The sequence below is a fragment of the Streptomyces sp. UC4497 genome (assembly GCF_054871485.1).
The window spans coordinates 55,163-71,434 of record NZ_JBTYHB010000012.1; the positions used below are offsets into that span (position 1 = coordinate 55,163).

Consider the following 16,272-nt stretch of genomic DNA (forward strand, 5'->3'; position numbering starts at 1 on the left):
ATCATGGAGGGGGCTTTACGTGGACGCAGCGACGCTCGGCGCCGTCGGAACAATCGTCGTCGGGCTCGCCGCGGCCATCGCGGGCATCATCGGCCAGCGCGGAGCCAACCGGGCCAATCAATCCGGCGCCGTGTTCGGCGGCTACTCCACGCTCGTCGACAACCTCCAAGAGGAACGCGACAAGCTGCGAACCCAGCTCGCCGAGAACGAAGTGAAGTTGGCGGCCGCGTACGCCGAACTCTCCAGTGAGCGCACCGAGAAAGCTGCACTGCTCTCCCAGATCGGCGACCTCACGCACGAGAACCGACGACTACGCGAGCAGCTCGCCGAGTTGGGAGGCCAACCGACGTGAGTGGACGCCACGCCCAGTCCCTCCTCGCCCGCCGGTGGCGCTCCCTCATGCTCGCCGCGATCCTCCTCGTGCTCTCCGGGGCGGTCGTCCTGGTGTGGCTGCGCATCGACTCGGAGGCGCACCGTGCCGACCAGCTCGGCGCGGAGTCTGCCCGCCGCGGCGACGCGGTGACGACGCTCGCCGAGGATGTACGGATCCTGCGGAAGCAGGTACGCGCGGAGGGCGGGACACCGGCCGCACCGGACCCGTCGCGAGCGGTCGACCTTCCGGAGCAGGTGGGCGATCCCGTGCTCGTGCCGGGGCCGCGCGGGCGGCGCGGGGCGTCGGGGAAGCCGGCGCCGACGGTTATGCCGGAGCCGGGTCCGTCGGGTGCACCGGGGGCGTCCGGTGTGCCTGGCGTTCCGGGCGCGGACTCGACAGTGCCGGGCCCCGGCTCGACGGTTCCCGGCCCGTCCGGTCCACCCGGTCCCGCGGGGCAGGACGGCGCGGACGGCAGGGATGGGACGAACGGCACGACAGAGTGCCCGGACGGCTACTCGTGGCAGGCCCCTGCCGCCGACCCGGACGCGCTGGTGTGCCGTCGAGTCGGCGCGGCGCCACCGGAGCAGCCAGCCCCATCACCGTCGGACACTGAGCCGCTCGCCGTGGGCCTTGATCCGCAGCGACGCCAGTACGTATGACACTTGGCCCTCATCGCCTTCGGGCGGTGGGGGCCGTTTCGTCATGCCCAAGGCGCCCTTGCGCGCGTCTGCCTGCGGGCTACGGTGCGAGCGTCAACCCACCACGAAAGGACGCACGATGACGCGAAGCCTGTGGAAAGTCGGCACGAACAGCGGCAACAACGGATGCCCGACCCTGTACGAGATCCCCGGCACGGACCGCTATGTCGTCCAGGGTGACAAGGTCACCGACGAGGGCGAGCTCGGCCAACTGGAGAACCTCACTGTCGAGGAGGATGCAGTCGTCGTCCCCCGGGAGTTGCTCGCCAACTTCGCTCCGAGGGAGGCTGTCCACGTGCCGCAGATGATCAGCTTCGAAGAGTTCGACGGGATGTTCACCACCTTCAAGCACTCCGCGTGGAGGCTGGAGACCCGGCGCCGGTACGCCTTCGACGAGCAGCAGGACACGTACGCTCAGTTCCTCGCGAAGGGCCGGGTCGACTGGGACCTCGACGACCCATGGTGCATCGAGCGGCGCGAACAGTCAGCTCTGGGCAAGCGGTTCGAGCGGGTGCGGATCCTCGACGAGCCGCCGACCGTCGGCCAGCGCTACCTCCTCGACAACGCCCGCCGCAACACGGCCGTCGGCGAGGACATCCGCGTCATCACCCGCAGCCGCGCCGACGGACTCGGCCTCCTCCGCGAGGACTTCTGGCTCTTCGACTCCCGCGTCGTCGCGCTCCTGCACCACAACGACGATGACGAGATGACCAGCGTCGAACTGATCACGAACCCGGTCGACGTGCTCCGCTACGCGCAGGCCCGCGAAGCTGCCTGGCACCACGCCATCCCGTACGACCAGGTGTAACAGGTACGTTCACCATGTGAGCACCGACTTCCAACAAGGGCGGACGGCGCTGGGTGCGCGGCTTCGGGAGCTGCGCGCCGGCGTCTCCCAGCGCGCGCTCGCCGAGCGGCTCGGCTGGCCGCAGTCGAAGGTGTCCAAGCTGGAGTCAGGACGCCAGACGCCCACCCTGGAAGACCTCACGGCGTGGGCGCAGGCCGTGGAACAGCCATCGGCGGCCGAGGAGTTGGGTGCCCGCCTCCAGGGGATCGAGTCGCACATTCGGTCCTGGCGCCGCCAGCTGACCAGCGGCCACAAGCCGGTGCAGGACGCGCTCACCGTCGAGTACGAGCGGTCCACGATCCTCCGCGCCTGGGAGGGCGCCATGGTCGTGGGCATGCTCCAGACCCCCGACTACGCCCGTCACGTGTTCGCCCGGTACGCCGAGCTCCAGCAGTCGCCACGCGACTTGGACGACGCGGTCCGGGCCCGGGTGAAGCGTCAGGAGATGCTCTACCAGCCCGGCCGGGTCTTCCACATCGTCATGTGGGAAGCCGCACTGCACGCAGGCGTCGCCCCACCGCACGTCCTGGGCGCGCAGCTCGACAGGCTCATCGGCGCGGTGGGCCTCGACACAGTGAAGCTCGGCATCGTGCCGCTCGGCGCCGGAGTCGCCGTGCCGCCGGCCAACGGCTTCTGGCTGTACGACGACCGGCTCGCGATCGTCGAGGACTGGCACGCCGAGCTGTGGCTTGATGACACGGACAGCGTCCGCGTGTACCGCCGGGTGTGGAACTCCCTTGAACAGTCGGCCGTGTACGGGGCCAACGCTCACCGGGTCATCGCCCGCGCTCGCGCGCACCTGGAGATGGCCTGAGCATCACCAGGAATCGTGAGCGCGGGCGCGAGAATATCGGAGAATCGCTGCCGCCGATGATTCTCGGATCGCCCTAACGTCCTGGTCATGGCCGCAAAACCTCGCGCAACTCACCCACCCGGTGACGTGTGGCTCGCCGGATGCTCGGGACATCAGCGCCTCGTGCACGAGGTGTGGTCGGTGGGCGGGCTCGCACCGATTCACTGCACCCACTGGCTCGCCGTCGAGGCCCAGCTCCTTACCGCGCTGGAGGCACGCAAGCGCATGCCCAGCCGAGCGCGCGGGCCCCTGCTCATCGACTCCGGGCTCGAGGTCGCGTGGTGGCTTGTCCCACTGGACGCCGCCGCCGACCTCGCCGACATCCGCCCCCTCACCGTGCACCCCTACGACTGGCCGCTGCACTGCCCGTCGTCCCAGCGCCCGGCGTGCGGCCGGTTCTGGCTCGACGCCCCGGACGGTTCTGGCGTGATCACGGATCCCACATACCTTGCCGCGGCGGTCGGTCCCGCAGCCGGCCGACTTCGCGCGGAGGCGTTCGGATGACCCCAAGAACAGCACCAGTCCCGGCGGCGGCCGAGCCGATCCTCGTATCCGTACCGCCCGTCAACACACTGTCCGAGCCACAGCGATGCGGGCGCAGTTGCGTGTGGTGCAGCAGCGCTCTCGCGATGGGCCACAGCGTCGACGTCGGCGAGCGCGATGACGACACCGGCCGGCACTGGTTCCCGCGCGGCTGCCCGCGGTGCTCGGCGGAGCAGGTGTACGTACAGCTCATAGAACACGCCTCGTCCTGCGAGCAGTGCGTCGACAACGGCGGCTTGTGCCCGGCCTCCGCCGAGCTACGGCGAGCGCTCAAGGAAGGGCGGGCCCGATGACCACCGACCGCGGACGGATCTGCGCCAGATGCGACGAGCCGATCCTGCCCGGCGAGGAGTTCGACACCATCGCCAAGTTCAGCCCCTCTGGCGTAGGCGGGCCCGTCGATCGACATCTCACGTGTCCTGTCACCCCACCACCGAGGCAGACCGCCCCGGCCGGGTGGACCGCACGGAGGTGACCGCAGACCCCGCCGCCGGACCCCACGGATCCCCGGTGTCGGGATGTGCGGCCGTCCCGCGCCCGTGCGCCGGGCGGCCGCTTCACGCTCCCGCGCTCCCGGACCCCGTGCGCGGGCGGGCGGCGGCACGACGGCGGACGCGCCGCCGCCCATCAACTTGGAAGGTGATGCATGACCGAGTGGACAGCCCCTCGGCACGCGGCCCTGGTCGCGGCCTGGAGACGCGCACAGCAATCGACACCCCGCCCGGGCGAGAGACCCGTACGCGGCTTCATGGTTCCCGTGAAGGGCTGACGCTCCTCGGCTACACGAGGTCGCGGAGCGGGACGCCGAGGGCGTCGGCGATGCGGATCAAGTTGTCGAGGACGGGCGAGGCGTGGCCCTGCTCGATCCTGTTGATCGCCTGCCGGTCGAGGCCGGCGCGTTCGGCCAAGGTCTCCTGCGTCATGTTCGCGTGGAGGCGTGCGGCCCGGATGCGGTCGCCGACGGCGCGTCGGGCGGCGAGGACGCGGGGCGTGGGCGGGGCGGGCGGCACCCGCTCAACGCTGGTCCGATCATGATCGAGTGTCTGTATCGTCGACCGTACATTTTTCGATCATTAATCGGCCACACGTGCAAGAGCCGTGCGAATACAACACACGTTCGAGTGATTCAAGCCCCGTATGTCGATGCCCTGAGCAATCATCCGGCACGGTGCATATGACAGGCACCTAGCCCACAAAGCGGCCCTCCTGGTGAGGGCCTTGCGTCTCTCTCAGATGTACGCGCGTCCGTCGAGAGGGACGCATCCGCTCTGATCCAGTCAGAGCACGACGCCCCACCCCGAGACCCCGGGTGGGGCGCTTATGTTTGTCGCGCGGCCCCCGTCGAGCTAAGCGACAGGGGCCGCGGCCTGCGAGCCGGGCCTCCCCGCCCGGACATCACAGGAAGAAGACGAGCGCGCGTCTGGCGCACGCGGGGAGTCGCGCCAGCCCTCGTCACCCAGTGACTTTACGGACTGGCGTGCGTCGATCAATCCCTCGAACCGGTGACAGAACACCAAGATCGCCGGGGGTTGTGGACTCTATGTGGACTTCGATCACAGGAGAGGCCCCCCGGTGATCCACCGAGGGGCCTCTGACCTGCTACTTACCAGTGTGGGCGCGGACGGTTTCGAACCGCCGACATTCTGCTTGTAAGGCAGACGCTCTACCCCTGAGCTACGCGCCCGTGATCCCGGCGTGTGGCCAGGACGAATGGACAGACTACCTTGCCGGTGCCGGTGCTCCGCAATCCCGTGGCGGCCGCGACGCCTGCGGGGGTTAACCCCCCTCGCAATCCGGTGGTCGTCCACATCCCGGAGGCGGCCCCCACCCCCGTACGTTCGTGAGTGCCGACCACCGGGCCGGTGCCGCAACACCGGTTTCCACACGGGGAGTTCACCATGTCAGTCCGCTCGCCTCGCACCGTCCGCGTCCTGGCCGCCGCCGGAGCCGCGGTCGCCGTCGCGACGATCGCGACCGCGTGCGGGGCCGACTCCTCCGACGACGAGAAGCCCCAGCACCGCTCCTTCGCCCTGCACGGCAGGACGCTCACGGTCGACTCGGACGACTCGAAGCTCGACCTGGTCCCCGGCGACGGCGACCAGGTGAAGGTCACCCGGTGGTTCCAGGGCTCCACCGTGGTCGGCTCCTCGCCGAAGGCGACGTGGAAATGGCAGTCCGACGAGGACCGGCTCACCCTGCGCCTGCACTGCAACGGCCTGATCGCCGACTGCTCGGTCCGGCACCGCGTCGAGGTGCCGCGCGGCGTCGCCGTGGCCGTCCGCAACGACGACGGCAGGGTCCACGCCCGCGACTTCAGGAACGGGCTCGACATCACGACGAGCGACGGCTCGGTCCGCGTCGAGAACGCCTCGGGCCCGCTGCGCCTGGACAGCAAGGACGGCTCCCTGGACGCCTCCGGCATCGACGCCCGCCGGGTCACCGTCCACAGCGAGGACGGCAATGCCCGGGTCGACCTGCGCACGGCCCCCGCCCGCGTCGAGGCGACCACCCAGGACGGCAGCCTGACCCTCGGGCTGCCCGGCTCCGCCGCGTACGACGTCACCACCGACACGCAGGACGGAGCCGTCGATGTCTCCGTCCCGCGCGACACCCACAGTGACCACCGGGTATCCGCCCGCACCGAGGACGGGAAAGTCACGGTCCGAACCGCGAACTAACCGGCCCGTGTATTCGTTCTTAACCGGTGGGAGAATGGACACCGGTTAAGAACCGTACGGGCAGCACAGGAGAGGTTTGTGACGGCGACGACGACATCCGTGCGACAGCATCCGTCGTCCCCCGACCGTGATCCACGCCCTCGCGGGGAGCGCCGCCGCTCCGGCCCGCTCCGGGACTTCGTCACCCTCACCCTCCTGCCCCTCCCCCTCCTCGCGGCCACGCTCACGGGCGCGTTCAACGCCGGGGGCACCCGGCGGTGGTTCGGGGGCCGCGCCGAGTCGCAGCGCGCGCAGGCGCAGGCCGCCAAGGACGATGCGGCCGCCGCCTTCTACGAGCTGGACACCGCCCAGCGGGACCTGCGGATCTCGATAGAGACGATCACCGCGGTCGACGACTCGCCGGCGGCCCGCCGTGCCGTCGACGACTTCGCGGGGCTCGGCCGCCGTATCGACGAGGTCAGCGGGGAGTACATCACCGCGGTCGACGCGCACGACCTGGACCGGGACGACCTGGAGGCGTCCGCCGCCTCCCGCGCCCACGCCCAACTGACGCAGGCGAAGCAGCAGTTGACGCAGGTCAAGCAGGACCTGGACCGCTTCGCGCAGGGCATCGGACCGCTGCTCGGCAAGGCCGAGACGCAGCTCGCGCGGCTCGCCCCGTCCGTGGAGCGCGCCCGGCAGTCCCTGCTCGCGGCGACGACCGCGCTCGACTCCGTACGGCAGGCGGGCCTGAAGGCCGACGACCTGGCGGCCCGGCTCGCCGCCCTCGGCCCCGAGCTGACCAGGCTGAACCAGGGGGCGGGGCAGCACGGCGTACCGGAGACGCTGGAGCGGGCGGAGCGGGTCGCGCGGGATGCCGAGAGGGTGCGGGCGGAGGCCGAGCGGCTGCCCGAGCGGGCGGCCGAGATCGACCGCAGGCTGGTCTCGCTGCGGACCCGCGCGCAGGCGCTCCAGACGCGGGCGGGGCAGGTCGAGCCGGTGCTCAGCGAGCTGCGGCGCCGGTTCACCGTCGCGTGCTGGCAGGACCTTCAGTCCGTGCCGGACACGGCCGCGGAGAACGTGCGGCAGGCCGAGTCCAAGCTCGCCGAGGCGCGTTCGGCCCGCGAGAGCCAGGACTGGCCGAACGCGACGGCGCTGCTGTCCACGGTGCGGGCGTTGCTGAACGCGACGGACGAGTCGGTGTCGGCGGCCTCCGAGCGCCTGCAGCGGTTGAACGCGGTGGCGAAGGATCCGCGGGCGGAGATCGACCGCACCCGGTTCGCGATCCGGGACGCGCAGCGCCTCGCGATGGCGGGCCGCTCCACGCCGGACCCGCGGCACGCCCGCCCCCTCGACGATTCCGTGGCCCGCCTGGACCGCGCCGTCGCGGGCCTGGAGGGGCGCCACCCCGACTACTGGCACTTCCTGACCGAGACGGAGGGCGTGCGGCGGACGGTGGCCCGCGTGGTCACGCAGATCCGGGAGGACCGGGGCGGCGGCGTCTGAGGTTGGCGTTCGCCGGGTGACGGGCGGACCCTTGAGGTACGTGAGTCAGTACGTACGTCAGGTGCACACGTGCCACGTGCCGCGTGCCAGGAGGCGAGGCGATCATGTCCACGCACGTACTCCACCCCGGTCCCCGTCCCCGACGCCATGTCACGCTCGACGAGCATCTGCCACTCGATCACCGGCTCAGCAAGGTGTACCGCACTGGCGCGGGCCTGATGGGGCTGGTCCTGCTGGCCTTCGGGATCCTCGGGCTCATCGACAGGATCGGCCTCTTCGACACCCGCGGGGACACGGTCGCGGGCCTCAGCACGAACGGCGCGCTGAGCGTCCTGTCCATCTGCGTCGGCCTGCTGCTCTTCGTCGGCATGGTGATCGGCGGCAACTTCGCGTCGACGCTCAACATGGTGCTGGGCGTCCTGTTCATCCTCAGCGGCTTCGTGAACCTGGCCCTGCTGAACACCGACTTCAACTTCCTGGCGTTCCGCATCCAGAACGTGCTGTTCAGCTTTGTCGTCGGCGTGCTGCTGATGTGCTTCGGCATGTACGGCCGGGTCAGCGGCTCGCTGCCGCACGACAACCCGTACTGGCAGGCCAGGCACACCCCAACTGACCGGGCCTGACCGTACTCTTGGCGCATGCCACGCTACGAGTACCGCTGCCGCAGGTGCACCACCACGTTCGAACTGTCCCGCCCGATGTCCGAGTCGGCGTCCCCGGCCACCTGCCCGGAGGGCCACGAGGACACGACCAAACTCCTCTCAACGGTATCGGTGGCAGGCACAGCTTCCGCTTCCGCTTCCGCCCCGAGCGCCGGGGCCGGCGGAGGCGGCGGCTGCTGCGGAGGCGGCTGCTGCGGCTGACCCCGCCTGCGGCTTGCAAGGCTGGGGCGCTGCCCCATACCCCGCTCCTCAATCGCCGGAGGGGCTCGAATGGCACGGCACCACCCGCCCCCGCCGCCCCCGCCTCGGGCAATCCGCCACCAGCCCGGCTCCCCACCCGCCACGGCCGACCGCACCCGCCTTGGGCAATCCGCCGCCAACCCCGGCTTCCCACCCATGGCGGCCGACGCCACCCCGCCTCAGGCGATCCGCCTCCCACCACGGCTTCCCACCCTGGCGGTCGAGCCCACCCGCCTTGGGCAATCTGCCGCCTTGGGCGGCAGGGTGGGCAAGGCGGCGCCCCGGTGCAGGCCGCACATCACGAAGGCGCCCACCCCGGCACAGCTCAAAAACCCCGGTGCCGCGCGCCCCTCACAGCGACCCGAGGAACCCCCGCAACACCGCCTCCCCCGCAACAACCCCCCGCTCAGCCAGCACCGTGACCCCGGCCGACACCCACCCCACATCCGCCAACTCCCCGTGCCCCGGCCGCCACCCCCGATCCACCACACGCAGCAAATCCGCGTCGAGCAACGAATCCCCCGCCCCCAACGTCAACCCCGCCCCAACCCTCCGCGCAACCTCCGAAACCGCCGCCCCCTTGGTCAACGGCTTCGGCACGGCATACACCTTCCGCCCCTGAAGCGACACACCCCACCCGACCCCGTCGGCCCACTCCCCGAGCTCCTTGACCCACCCCTCCGGCAGCGCCGCCCGGTCGACCACCAGGTACGCGAACAGATCCTCCGCGACCCGCTCCTTCAGCAGCCACGCCGGATCCGCCGCGGCAACCATCCGCTCCCGCACCTCCCCGAGCGGCGCACACTCCGAGTCGAGCCGCTCCCCGACCGCCCGCCGCCATTCCGGGTCCGACACCCCGTCGACCAGCAGGTGCCCACCGTTCGCACAGATCGCGTACGTCGGCGCCGCCCCCGGCAACCGCACCCGCCCATACTGCTCCCGCGTCCGCGTGGTCGTCGGCACGAACACCGCTCGCCGCCCCAGCTCGACCAGCATCTCGGCGGCATCCTCAGTGACGTAGGACAGGGGTCTGCCCTCGTACACCTCGACGCACAGCAGCCGCGGGGCCTGCGCATCGGGCATCGTCAGGCCGAGCGCCCCGGCGGAGTAGATGAGCGTACGGTCGAGGTCACTCGCGACGACAACAGGCGTGGTCACTTCGCCGCCACCGCCTTGCCGTCCGTCCCCGTCGCCCCACGCGTGAACTTCGGATGGATCAACCCGACGCAGGTGTAAGGCAGTTCATCCACCAACTCCACCGGCACCCCCCGCTGCTCCGCCAGCAAGCGCACATGGTCGAGGTCCGCCCCCGCATCCGCCCGCGCCAGGATCTTCCACGGCACCCGCCGCAGCAGCACCCGCGTGGTCTCCCCGACCCCGGGCTTCACCAGGTTCACGTCGTGGATCCCGTACTCCTCGCTGATCCGCTCGACGGCCGCCCACCCTTCCCACGTGGGCGCCCGATCGACCCCCTGCAACTCCTTGGCCTCGGCGTCGACCGCGTCGGCGACCTCCGCGAACCGCTCCTCCACCGCGTCGAGGAACCGCCCGGAGACGTCCGAACCGGCCAGCTCGGAGTAGAACTTCGCCCCGTGGAAGTCGTCGGGCCCGACCAGGTCGGACCGCAGCACCGTCCGCGAAATCAGCCCGGACACCGTGGAGTTGAGGCAGGCCGAGGGGATGAGGAAGTCCTCCCGCGTCCCGTACGTCCGCACGCACGACCCCGGGTCGGCGAGCACGGCGATTTCCGGGTCGAACCCTTCGAACCCGGCGACCGCGGCCGCGAGTTCCCGCGTGATGGCACCCTTGCCGGTCCACCCGTCGACGAACACCACGTCCGCCGGATCGTGGTGCGCGGCGAGCCAGCGCAGCGCGTTCGCGTCGATCCCCCGCCCGCGCACGATCGACACCGCGTAGTGCGGCAGCTCGAGCCCGTGCCGCCGCAGCGCCCAGCGCCGCATCAGCACCCCCACCGGCGTCCCCGCGCGCGCGAGCGACACAAGGACCGGTCGCGGCGACCGCTCGGCGAGCACCGTCTCGGTGACCACGCCCACCGCGTGGGCTATTCGGCCCGCCGACGCCTCGAGGGCGGCGTGGAACAACTCCTGGTACTGCGCGCTGGGTTGGTACTCGACGGGCAGCGACTCCGCGTAGTGCGCACCCCCACCCTGAATGGCCTCCTCGCGCTCCTCGGTCGGCGCCTCCAGCTGTACGTCCGACAGGTCCTGGAGCAGCCACCCCACCTCGTCCGGCTCGTACGAGGAGAACGCGGGACCGCGCAGCGGCTCGGGCAACGGCATGGAGGACCTTTCCTGAGGAACGTACGACGGCACCACGGCCACGACCACCCGCGCCGCGTGCGCGGCCACCTGCTCCAACAGCCCACCGGGACCGTCCAGTTCGGCGGTGTCGCCCACCGAGTCGAGCACGACGACGACCGTGTCGAAGCCGCCCCCCGCGACGTTGTACGCGAACCGCTCCCCCGGCCCGTCGGCCGGCGCGTCGTGCGCTGGGAAGACGAGGCGGCTGCGGATCGCGTAGCCGGGGTCGTCGACGGCGAGGACGGGCGAGCGGGTCGTGGTGGAGTACGCGACATCGGCGCCCGCCGCCTCCAGCTCGGTGGCGAGGCGCAGCGGCGCGTACATCAACTCCTCGTTGCCGAGGACGAGTACGCGTCCTTCGCCGAGGTGCGGCGCGAGGCGCGCGGCCATGTCGGGCAGCGCCGCTTCGAGGCGCTCCCGGTGCTCCGGTGTGAACCCGTGCCGTCCGCCGTCCGGCAGGCCCCGCGGCCAGCCGAGGTCGTCGACGCGCACCAGCTCGGCGCGCTCGCGGCGGGGCGCGGGCAACTGCCCGCCCTCGTGCGCGGCGACGAGCGCCTGCCCCTTCTCGAGCACCCCGTCCGGCAGTTGCACCGTGCCGCGCGCCGCGACCACCAGGTCGACGCGCGCGCCTATGTCGCGCGCGAACTCCTCGAGCCGGCCCTGGTCGCCCGGCGAGCGCATGTCGACGAGCGCGACGATGACGTAGTGCTCGCGCGCGTGCAGTTCGTGCAGCGCCCGGATGGTGTTCAGGACCGTGTTCCCCGTGGAGAACTCGTCGTCGACGAGGACCAGCGGGCCGTCCCCCGCCAGCAGGTGCGGGTCCTCGGGCAGCAGCAGATGCGAGGTGGCGTGCGAGTGGGACTCCTCGAAGCCGCCCGCGCGGGCCACGCCCTCGACGGGCCTGCGCGTGGAGTGCAGATAGGTCGCGAGGGCCAGACCGTCGGCGACCGAGTGCCCGAGTCCCGTCGCCGTCTCGGCGTAGCCGAGGACGACCGCGCGGCGCGCCGCGTCGTCGCCCAGCAGTTCCCGTACCCGGACGCCGAGTTCACGCCCCGCACCCCACACCACCGAGGGTCGCTGCGGAACGTGCTTGCCCAGCACGTTCGACACCAACAGGTGCGCGCGCTTGGGGTTGCGCCGCAGCGCGAGCCCAAGGAGTCCGGGCAGCTCCCGGTCACCTGTCAGCTCGACCCCGAGCCGCTCGGCGACCCACTCCCCCGACCACACCACGTTCCCGCTGCCTCTCGCCTCACGCACACCGAACTCACGCACCCCGAATCCACGCACCCCGAAAGCCCGACTCTCCTCGTCACTCATCCCGGCAACCCGGCCGTCAGCAGCTCCACGAACCCCACGTCCTCCCGCGCCACCCCGAATGCCTCCGCGCGCCGCAGCGTCCGCTCCGCCCATGCGCGGTGCGGCTTCACCTCGTTCATCTTGTTCGTGTACGCCGACCGCAGCACACCGCCACCGTCCCGCTCGGGCCGCAGTATGTCGCGGGCGTCGCTGTACTCCTCGTGGCTGACGACGGAGAGCGCGTGCACGGGCAGCACGTGCGTGGGGTGGATGCAGGTCTTGCCGAGCAGTCCGTTGGCCCGGTCCAGTTCGATCTCGCGCAGCAGCCCGTCCATGTCGTGCTGGATGAGCGCCTGCCGCAGGTCGTCGGCCCGCCCCTCCAGGAAGGGGCTGCGGCGCAGCTGCGGCTTGAACATCCGCTCCTGGTGGCGGAAGTACTCCCAGACGGGCCCGGTCACCGTGAACCCGGTGCCGTCCGCCCGGCCCAGCACGTTGACCACGTCGCCGATGACGGAGGCCACGATCTGGACGTCGTACGCCGTCATGTCCGCGGGCCTGCGCAGCCCGTACGCCGAGCAGAAGTCGGTGACGCCGAGGCGCAGCGCGAGGACGCGGTCGCGGTACTTGTCGACGGTGCGGGCGATGCCGGCGAGGGTCTCGCCGCGGGTCTCCAGGTGCAGCAGGTCGGGCGACTCCAGGACCGGCATGGCGAAAAGCCGACGTCCGGTGGCCGCCTCGGCCGCGGTGACGGCCTCCAGGAACGGGACGCCCCGCTCCTCGGTGAACTTGGGCAGCACGAATCCGGACAGCAGGTCCACGGAGCTGCCGAGCCGCGCCACGAGATCGGTGATCTGCTCCGGGGACCGTACGCGGATGAAGAGCAGGGGCGGCTCGGCCCCCTCGGCGGCCCGGCCCGAGAGCTCGGCGAACTGCCGCACCAGGTTCTCCTCGGCGTCCGGCACCTCGCCGTCGTGTATCGAGTCCTCCAGGCACAGCACCATGGAGACGACACCGCGTCCGGCCTGCTTGAGCACGTCGTCCGCGAGCTGGGGGCGGGTGGCCGGACTGTAGAGCGTCGCTCCGAGTGCCGCCGCGAGCATGCGGGGCGGAGAGCCCGCGGTGAAGTCCCGCGGCTCCTCGTGGAACAGACGCTCCCGCACCTCAGGGGCGATGTGCCCGAAATGACGCATAAGACTCCCCCGCACTGCCGGTCCACCCGAAATGATGTGGCCGGTAATAGTACGTACAAGGGTGTGTCAAAGGTTCCCGCGCGTAATGAAGTTCTGGTAACTGGCGCATGTCGTGTGCTGTTTTCCGGCCTCGCGCGCGGCGGGCGATGCCTGCGCACAGAGATGTCGATCTTTGCACCCCGCGTTGTCCCGGCCAGGAGCGGGGAGGCAGTATGACCGCATGACGCACGCGATGCTCAAGGGGGCGAACGTCCCGCTCGACGCCACGGCGGTGCGCGCCGTGCTCCACTGGTCTCCGGGGCAGGGCGTGTCCGCCGTCGACGCTTCGGCGCTGCTGCTCGCGTCGGACGGCCGGGTCCGCTCCGACGAGGACTTCGTCTTCTACAACCAGCCGCGCCACCCCTCGGGGAAGGTCTGGCGGCTCGGCCAGAAGCGCGTCGCGGACGGCATGACGGACACCGTCCAGGCGGACCTCTCGGGCGTTTCCGAGGAGATCACCCGGATCCTCGTGACGGCCTCCACGGACCCGGACGCCACCCCCTTCGAGAACGTGCGGTCGCTGCGGCTGTCCCTGTACGACGCCGGGGCCGAGGGCGCCGAGCCGATCGCGTACTTCGACATCAAGCCAGAAACCGGTGCGGAGACCGCGCTGATCTGTGGCGAGCTGTACCGGCGCGGTGACGGCTGGCGGCTGCGCGCGGTCGGCGAGGGCTACTCCGACGGCCTGGTGGGCCTCGCCACGGACTTCGGCATCTCGGTCGACGAGTCCGCCGAACCCGATGCCGCCGCCGACGGCTCCGAGCCCGTGACCGAACTCCTCGCACCCGCCCCGGCCCCCGAGCCCGCGCCGCCCCTCGCGGCTCCCGGCCCGATGCCCGAGGCGGCGCCGGTCTCGGCGACGTCGTTCCCGCTGCCGCCCCAGCAGCCTCCCGCGTACGGCTATCCGCCCGCGGCCGCCACCCAGCAGCAGCCGCCCGCGTACGGGTACCCGCAGCCGGTGTCGGCGTGGCCCGACCCGGCCTTCAAGCTGCCGCCGCAGGGGCCGCAGTTCATCGGCCAGTGACGGTCTTGTAGCCCCGGCCCCACTGCAGGCCCCACCCGTACAGCCGGTCGAGCTCGGCCTGGAACCCGTACACGAAGCGCACTTCGCGGCGCACGACGAAGTCGCCCTTCACGTTCTCGATGGAGACCACGGCGCACGACCGGGCCTGCGGTGCCCGCTCGTCGAGGCTGATCTCGATCCTGGGGCCGTTGCTCGGGTACAGCGTCACGTGGGCATGCGTACGGTCGAACGCCGGCGTCTGGTCGTAGATGTAGACGAACAGCAGCAGGCGCTTGATGGAGTCGCGGTGATCGAGATTGACGTAGAGCGTCTCACCGGACGCCGAGCCGAACCGGTCGTCACCGCTGAGCTTCACGTACGGCGCCTCGTTGAGAGACCCGAAGAAACTGCCGAGCGGTTGCACGACGCCCTTCGTGCCGTCCTTCAGCTCGTACAGGCAGCCGAGGTCGAGGTCCACATTGACCATCGACTGGGTATGGGCCTGCACCACATCGGGCTTGAACATGCTGAACGGATGCCGCATCAGGCTGTTCCGCTTGGGACCGCCGATGTCCGAAGTCCGCATCCGCCACGACAGGTTGACCCGCAGGTTGCCGGTGGCCGCGCCCTGTTTGGAGAGCGAGACGACCGGATGTCGCTTGGTGAGTTCGATCGAGTTGGTCGCCGCGCTGCCCGAATCGAACTCGAACTGTGCGGAGTTCCCGCGCCATAGCCTGTCCCAGAAGGACATACCGCCCCCAAGTTCCGCCGTCCATGCCGACGGGGCGGCCGCTGAGGACTTGTCCTCGTACAGCCGCCCCGCTCACAGCGTTCCAGGAATGCCCCAGGGGTCAAACCCGTGGGTCAGACTCCGGATGACACCTCGGCCTTGTCCGAACTCCCGGACTCCCCGCCTTCGGCCGCGATCCGCTTGTTGCGCCGCACCGAGGACAGGAAGGACCAGGCGATCAGGAAGACGCCGACCAGGCCCGTGATGAGCTCGCTGACCTCGTACTGGATGGTGACCAGGAGGATCGCGGCGAGCGCGCCGATCGCGTAGTGCGCGCCGTGCTCCAGGTACACGTAGTCGTCCAGGGTGCCCTGGCGGACCAGGTAGACCGTGAGCGAACGGACGTACATGGCGCCGATGCCGAGGCCGAGCGCCATCATCACGATGTCGTTGGTGATGGCGAATGCGCTGATCACGCCGTCGAAGGAGAAGGACGCGTCCAGGACCTCGAGGTAGAGGAACATGAAGAACGCGGCCTTGCCGGCGAGCAGCACCGCGGACTGCTGCTTGCCCTCGCGCTTGGCCCGCTCCTCCTCCTCGTGCTCACGCTCCTCCTCTTCCTCGATGCGGTGCTCGAAGAAGCTGGAGAGACCGTTCACGACGAGGTACGTGACGAGACCGGCGACGCCCGCGAGCAGGACCGTCGCCTGCTTGTCCACATGGACGCCACCGTGTTGATGCGCGTTGAGTGCGACGGTCAGGGAGGCGACGAGCAGGACGATCAGGGCGATGCAGACCGACAGCATGTCGACCTTGCCGAGCTTGGCCAGCGGGCGCTCGAGCCAGCCCAGCCACTTGATGTCGCGCTCCTCGAAGATGAAGTCGAGGAAGATCATCAGCAGGAACATGCCGCCGAAGGCCGCGATGGACGGGTGCGCGTCCGTGACCAGTTGCTGGTAGCGGTCGGGCTGGTTGAACGCGAGGTCGACCGCCTCGACCGGCCCCAGCTTGGCGCTGATGGCGACGATCACGACGGGGAAGATGAGCCGCATGCCGAAGACGGCGATGACCACGCCGATCGTGAGGAAGATCTTCTGCCAGAAGGCATTCATCTTCTTCAGGATTCCGGCGTTGACCACCGCGTTGTCGAAGGAGAGCGAGACCTCCATGATCGCGAGGATCGCGACGACCCCGAAGGCCTGCCATCCGCCGTAAAATACCGCGGCGATCAGGCCGAGCACGGTGATCGCGAACGACCAGCCGAAGGTTTTCAGAACCACTGGCTACCCCATCATGTGTACGGGTTTCCCCGTG

At 70.5% G+C, this 16,272-nt stretch carries 17 protein-coding genes and 1 tRNA gene; 11 read left to right on the forward strand and 7 right to left on the reverse strand.

The window, feature by feature from the left end; genetic code table 11:
- The first annotated feature begins 19 nt into the window (after positions 1-19).
- The 6 genes from ACYSUO_RS18745 (at position 20) to ACYSUO_RS18770 (ending at position 3,607) form a co-directional block, all read left to right on the forward strand.
- Entirely contained in the window at positions 20-352 is a 333-nt protein-coding gene (locus tag ACYSUO_RS18745; protein ID WP_461777280.1) for a hypothetical protein, read from the forward strand.
- Positions 349-1,032: a collagen-like protein gene (locus tag ACYSUO_RS18750; RefSeq protein ID WP_461777281.1), complete on the forward strand. Its 684-nt coding sequence runs from the start codon at positions 349-351 to the stop codon at positions 1,030-1,032. The genes ACYSUO_RS18745 and ACYSUO_RS18750 overlap by 4 nt, the downstream gene beginning before the upstream one ends.
- A gap of 118 nt (positions 1,033-1,150) precedes the next feature.
- Complete coding sequence (locus ACYSUO_RS18755) at positions 1,151-1,879, forward strand: DUF6879 family protein (protein ID WP_461777282.1); 729 nt, start codon at positions 1,151-1,153, stop codon at positions 1,877-1,879.
- 16 nt (positions 1,880-1,895) lie between these two features.
- On the forward strand, positions 1,896-2,732 hold the full coding sequence (locus tag ACYSUO_RS18760; RefSeq protein WP_461777283.1) for a helix-turn-helix domain-containing protein: 837 nt from the start codon (positions 1,896-1,898) through the stop codon (positions 2,730-2,732).
- An 87-nt stretch (positions 2,733-2,819) separates the two neighbouring features.
- Complete coding sequence (locus ACYSUO_RS18765) at positions 2,820-3,275, forward strand: hypothetical protein (protein WP_461777284.1); 456 nt, start codon at positions 2,820-2,822, stop codon at positions 3,273-3,275.
- Positions 3,272-3,607 carry a hypothetical protein gene (locus ACYSUO_RS18770; RefSeq protein WP_461777285.1) on the forward strand — a complete coding sequence of 112 codons (336 nt, stop codon included), beginning with the start codon at positions 3,272-3,274 and terminating at the stop codon, positions 3,605-3,607. Before ACYSUO_RS18765 ends, ACYSUO_RS18770 begins: the two co-directional genes overlap by 4 nt.
- Positions 3,608-4,093: 486 nt before the next feature.
- On the opposite strand, the gene ACYSUO_RS18775 is transcribed toward ACYSUO_RS18770, so the two are convergent.
- Positions 4,094-4,324 (reverse strand): helix-turn-helix domain-containing protein, encoded by a 231-nt coding sequence (locus ACYSUO_RS18775; protein WP_461777286.1) that lies wholly within the window; start codon positions 4,322-4,324, stop codon positions 4,094-4,096.
- A gap of 602 nt (positions 4,325-4,926) precedes the next feature.
- Positions 4,927-4,998 (reverse strand) — tRNA-Val (locus ACYSUO_RS18780).
- A gap of 214 nt (positions 4,999-5,212) precedes the next feature.
- Here ACYSUO_RS18780 and ACYSUO_RS18785 point away from each other — a divergent pair.
- From ACYSUO_RS18785 to ACYSUO_RS18800, 4 genes are all read left to right on the forward strand, one after another.
- Positions 5,213-5,992, forward strand: coding sequence for a DUF4097 family beta strand repeat-containing protein (locus ACYSUO_RS18785; RefSeq protein ID WP_461777287.1), 780 nt, complete (start codon positions 5,213-5,215; stop codon positions 5,990-5,992).
- A 78-nt stretch (positions 5,993-6,070) separates the two neighbouring features.
- Entirely contained in the window at positions 6,071-7,477 is a 1,407-nt protein-coding gene (locus ACYSUO_RS18790) for a hypothetical protein (RefSeq protein ID WP_461777288.1), read from the forward strand.
- Between the two features lie 104 nt (positions 7,478-7,581).
- Positions 7,582-8,100, forward strand: coding sequence for a DUF4383 domain-containing protein (locus ACYSUO_RS18795; protein ID WP_461777289.1), 519 nt, complete (start codon positions 7,582-7,584; stop codon positions 8,098-8,100).
- Positions 8,101-8,115: 15 nt separating this feature from the next.
- Positions 8,116-8,340 (forward strand): FmdB family zinc ribbon protein, encoded by a 225-nt coding sequence (locus tag ACYSUO_RS18800; protein WP_461777290.1) that lies wholly within the window; start codon positions 8,116-8,118, stop codon positions 8,338-8,340.
- A gap of 390 nt (positions 8,341-8,730) precedes the next feature.
- Here ACYSUO_RS18800 and ACYSUO_RS18805 read toward each other — a convergent pair whose 3' ends face one another.
- The 3 genes from ACYSUO_RS18805 to ACYSUO_RS18815 all read right to left on the reverse strand — a co-directional run bounded on the left by ACYSUO_RS18805 (position 8,731) and on the right by ACYSUO_RS18815 (position 13,186).
- Complete coding sequence (locus ACYSUO_RS18805) at positions 8,731-9,537, reverse strand: HAD family hydrolase (RefSeq protein ID WP_461777291.1); 807 nt, start codon at positions 9,535-9,537, stop codon at positions 8,731-8,733.
- Positions 9,534-11,930, reverse strand: coding sequence for a phosphoribosyltransferase (locus ACYSUO_RS18810; RefSeq protein ID WP_461777454.1), 2,397 nt, complete (start codon positions 11,928-11,930; stop codon positions 9,534-9,536). Before ACYSUO_RS18810 ends, ACYSUO_RS18805 begins: the two co-directional genes overlap by 4 nt.
- An 83-nt stretch (positions 11,931-12,013) precedes the next feature.
- Positions 12,014-13,186, reverse strand: coding sequence for an HpcH/HpaI aldolase/citrate lyase family protein (locus ACYSUO_RS18815; RefSeq protein WP_461777292.1), 1,173 nt, complete (start codon positions 13,184-13,186; stop codon positions 12,014-12,016).
- 220 nt (positions 13,187-13,406) lie between these two features.
- Between ACYSUO_RS18815 and ACYSUO_RS18820 the strand changes: the two genes are divergently transcribed.
- Positions 13,407-14,249, forward strand: coding sequence for a TerD family protein (locus ACYSUO_RS18820; RefSeq protein WP_461777293.1), 843 nt, complete (start codon positions 13,407-13,409; stop codon positions 14,247-14,249).
- Here the strand turns inward: ACYSUO_RS18820 and ACYSUO_RS18825 are convergent.
- Positions 14,236-14,979 (reverse strand): TerD family protein, encoded by a 744-nt coding sequence (locus ACYSUO_RS18825; protein WP_461777294.1) that lies wholly within the window; start codon positions 14,977-14,979, stop codon positions 14,236-14,238. The genes ACYSUO_RS18820 and ACYSUO_RS18825 overlap by 14 nt on opposite strands.
- Positions 14,980-15,092: 113 nt before the next feature.
- On the reverse strand, positions 15,093-16,238 hold the full coding sequence (locus ACYSUO_RS18830) for a DUF475 domain-containing protein (protein ID WP_461777295.1): 1,146 nt from the start codon (positions 16,236-16,238) through the stop codon (positions 15,093-15,095).
- Between the last annotated feature and the right edge of the window lie 34 nt (positions 16,239-16,272).

Coding starts and splice junctions, on each gene's coding strand:
- ACYSUO_RS18795 (WP_461777289.1), top strand. CDS start 7,582: ATGTCCACGCACGTACTCCACCCCGGTCCCCGTCCCCGACGCCATGTC.
- ACYSUO_RS18800 (WP_461777290.1), top strand. CDS start 8,116: ATGCCACGCTACGAGTACCGCTGCCGCAGGTGCACCACCACGTTCGAA.
- ACYSUO_RS18765 (WP_461777284.1), top strand. CDS start 2,820: ATGGCCGCAAAACCTCGCGCAACTCACCCACCCGGTGACGTGTGGCTC.
- ACYSUO_RS18820 (WP_461777293.1), top strand. CDS start 13,407: ATGACGCACGCGATGCTCAAGGGGGCGAACGTCCCGCTCGACGCCACG.
- ACYSUO_RS18785 (WP_461777287.1), top strand. CDS start 5,213: ATGTCAGTCCGCTCGCCTCGCACCGTCCGCGTCCTGGCCGCCGCCGGA.
- ACYSUO_RS18770 (WP_461777285.1), top strand. CDS start 3,272: ATGACCCCAAGAACAGCACCAGTCCCGGCGGCGGCCGAGCCGATCCTC.
- ACYSUO_RS18755 (WP_461777282.1), top strand. CDS start 1,151: ATGACGCGAAGCCTGTGGAAAGTCGGCACGAACAGCGGCAACAACGGA.
- ACYSUO_RS18815 (WP_461777292.1), bottom strand. CDS start 13,186: ATGCGTCATTTCGGGCACATCGCCCCTGAGGTGCGGGAGCGTCTGTTC.
- ACYSUO_RS18825 (WP_461777294.1), bottom strand. CDS start 14,979: ATGTCCTTCTGGGACAGGCTATGGCGCGGGAACTCCGCACAGTTCGAG.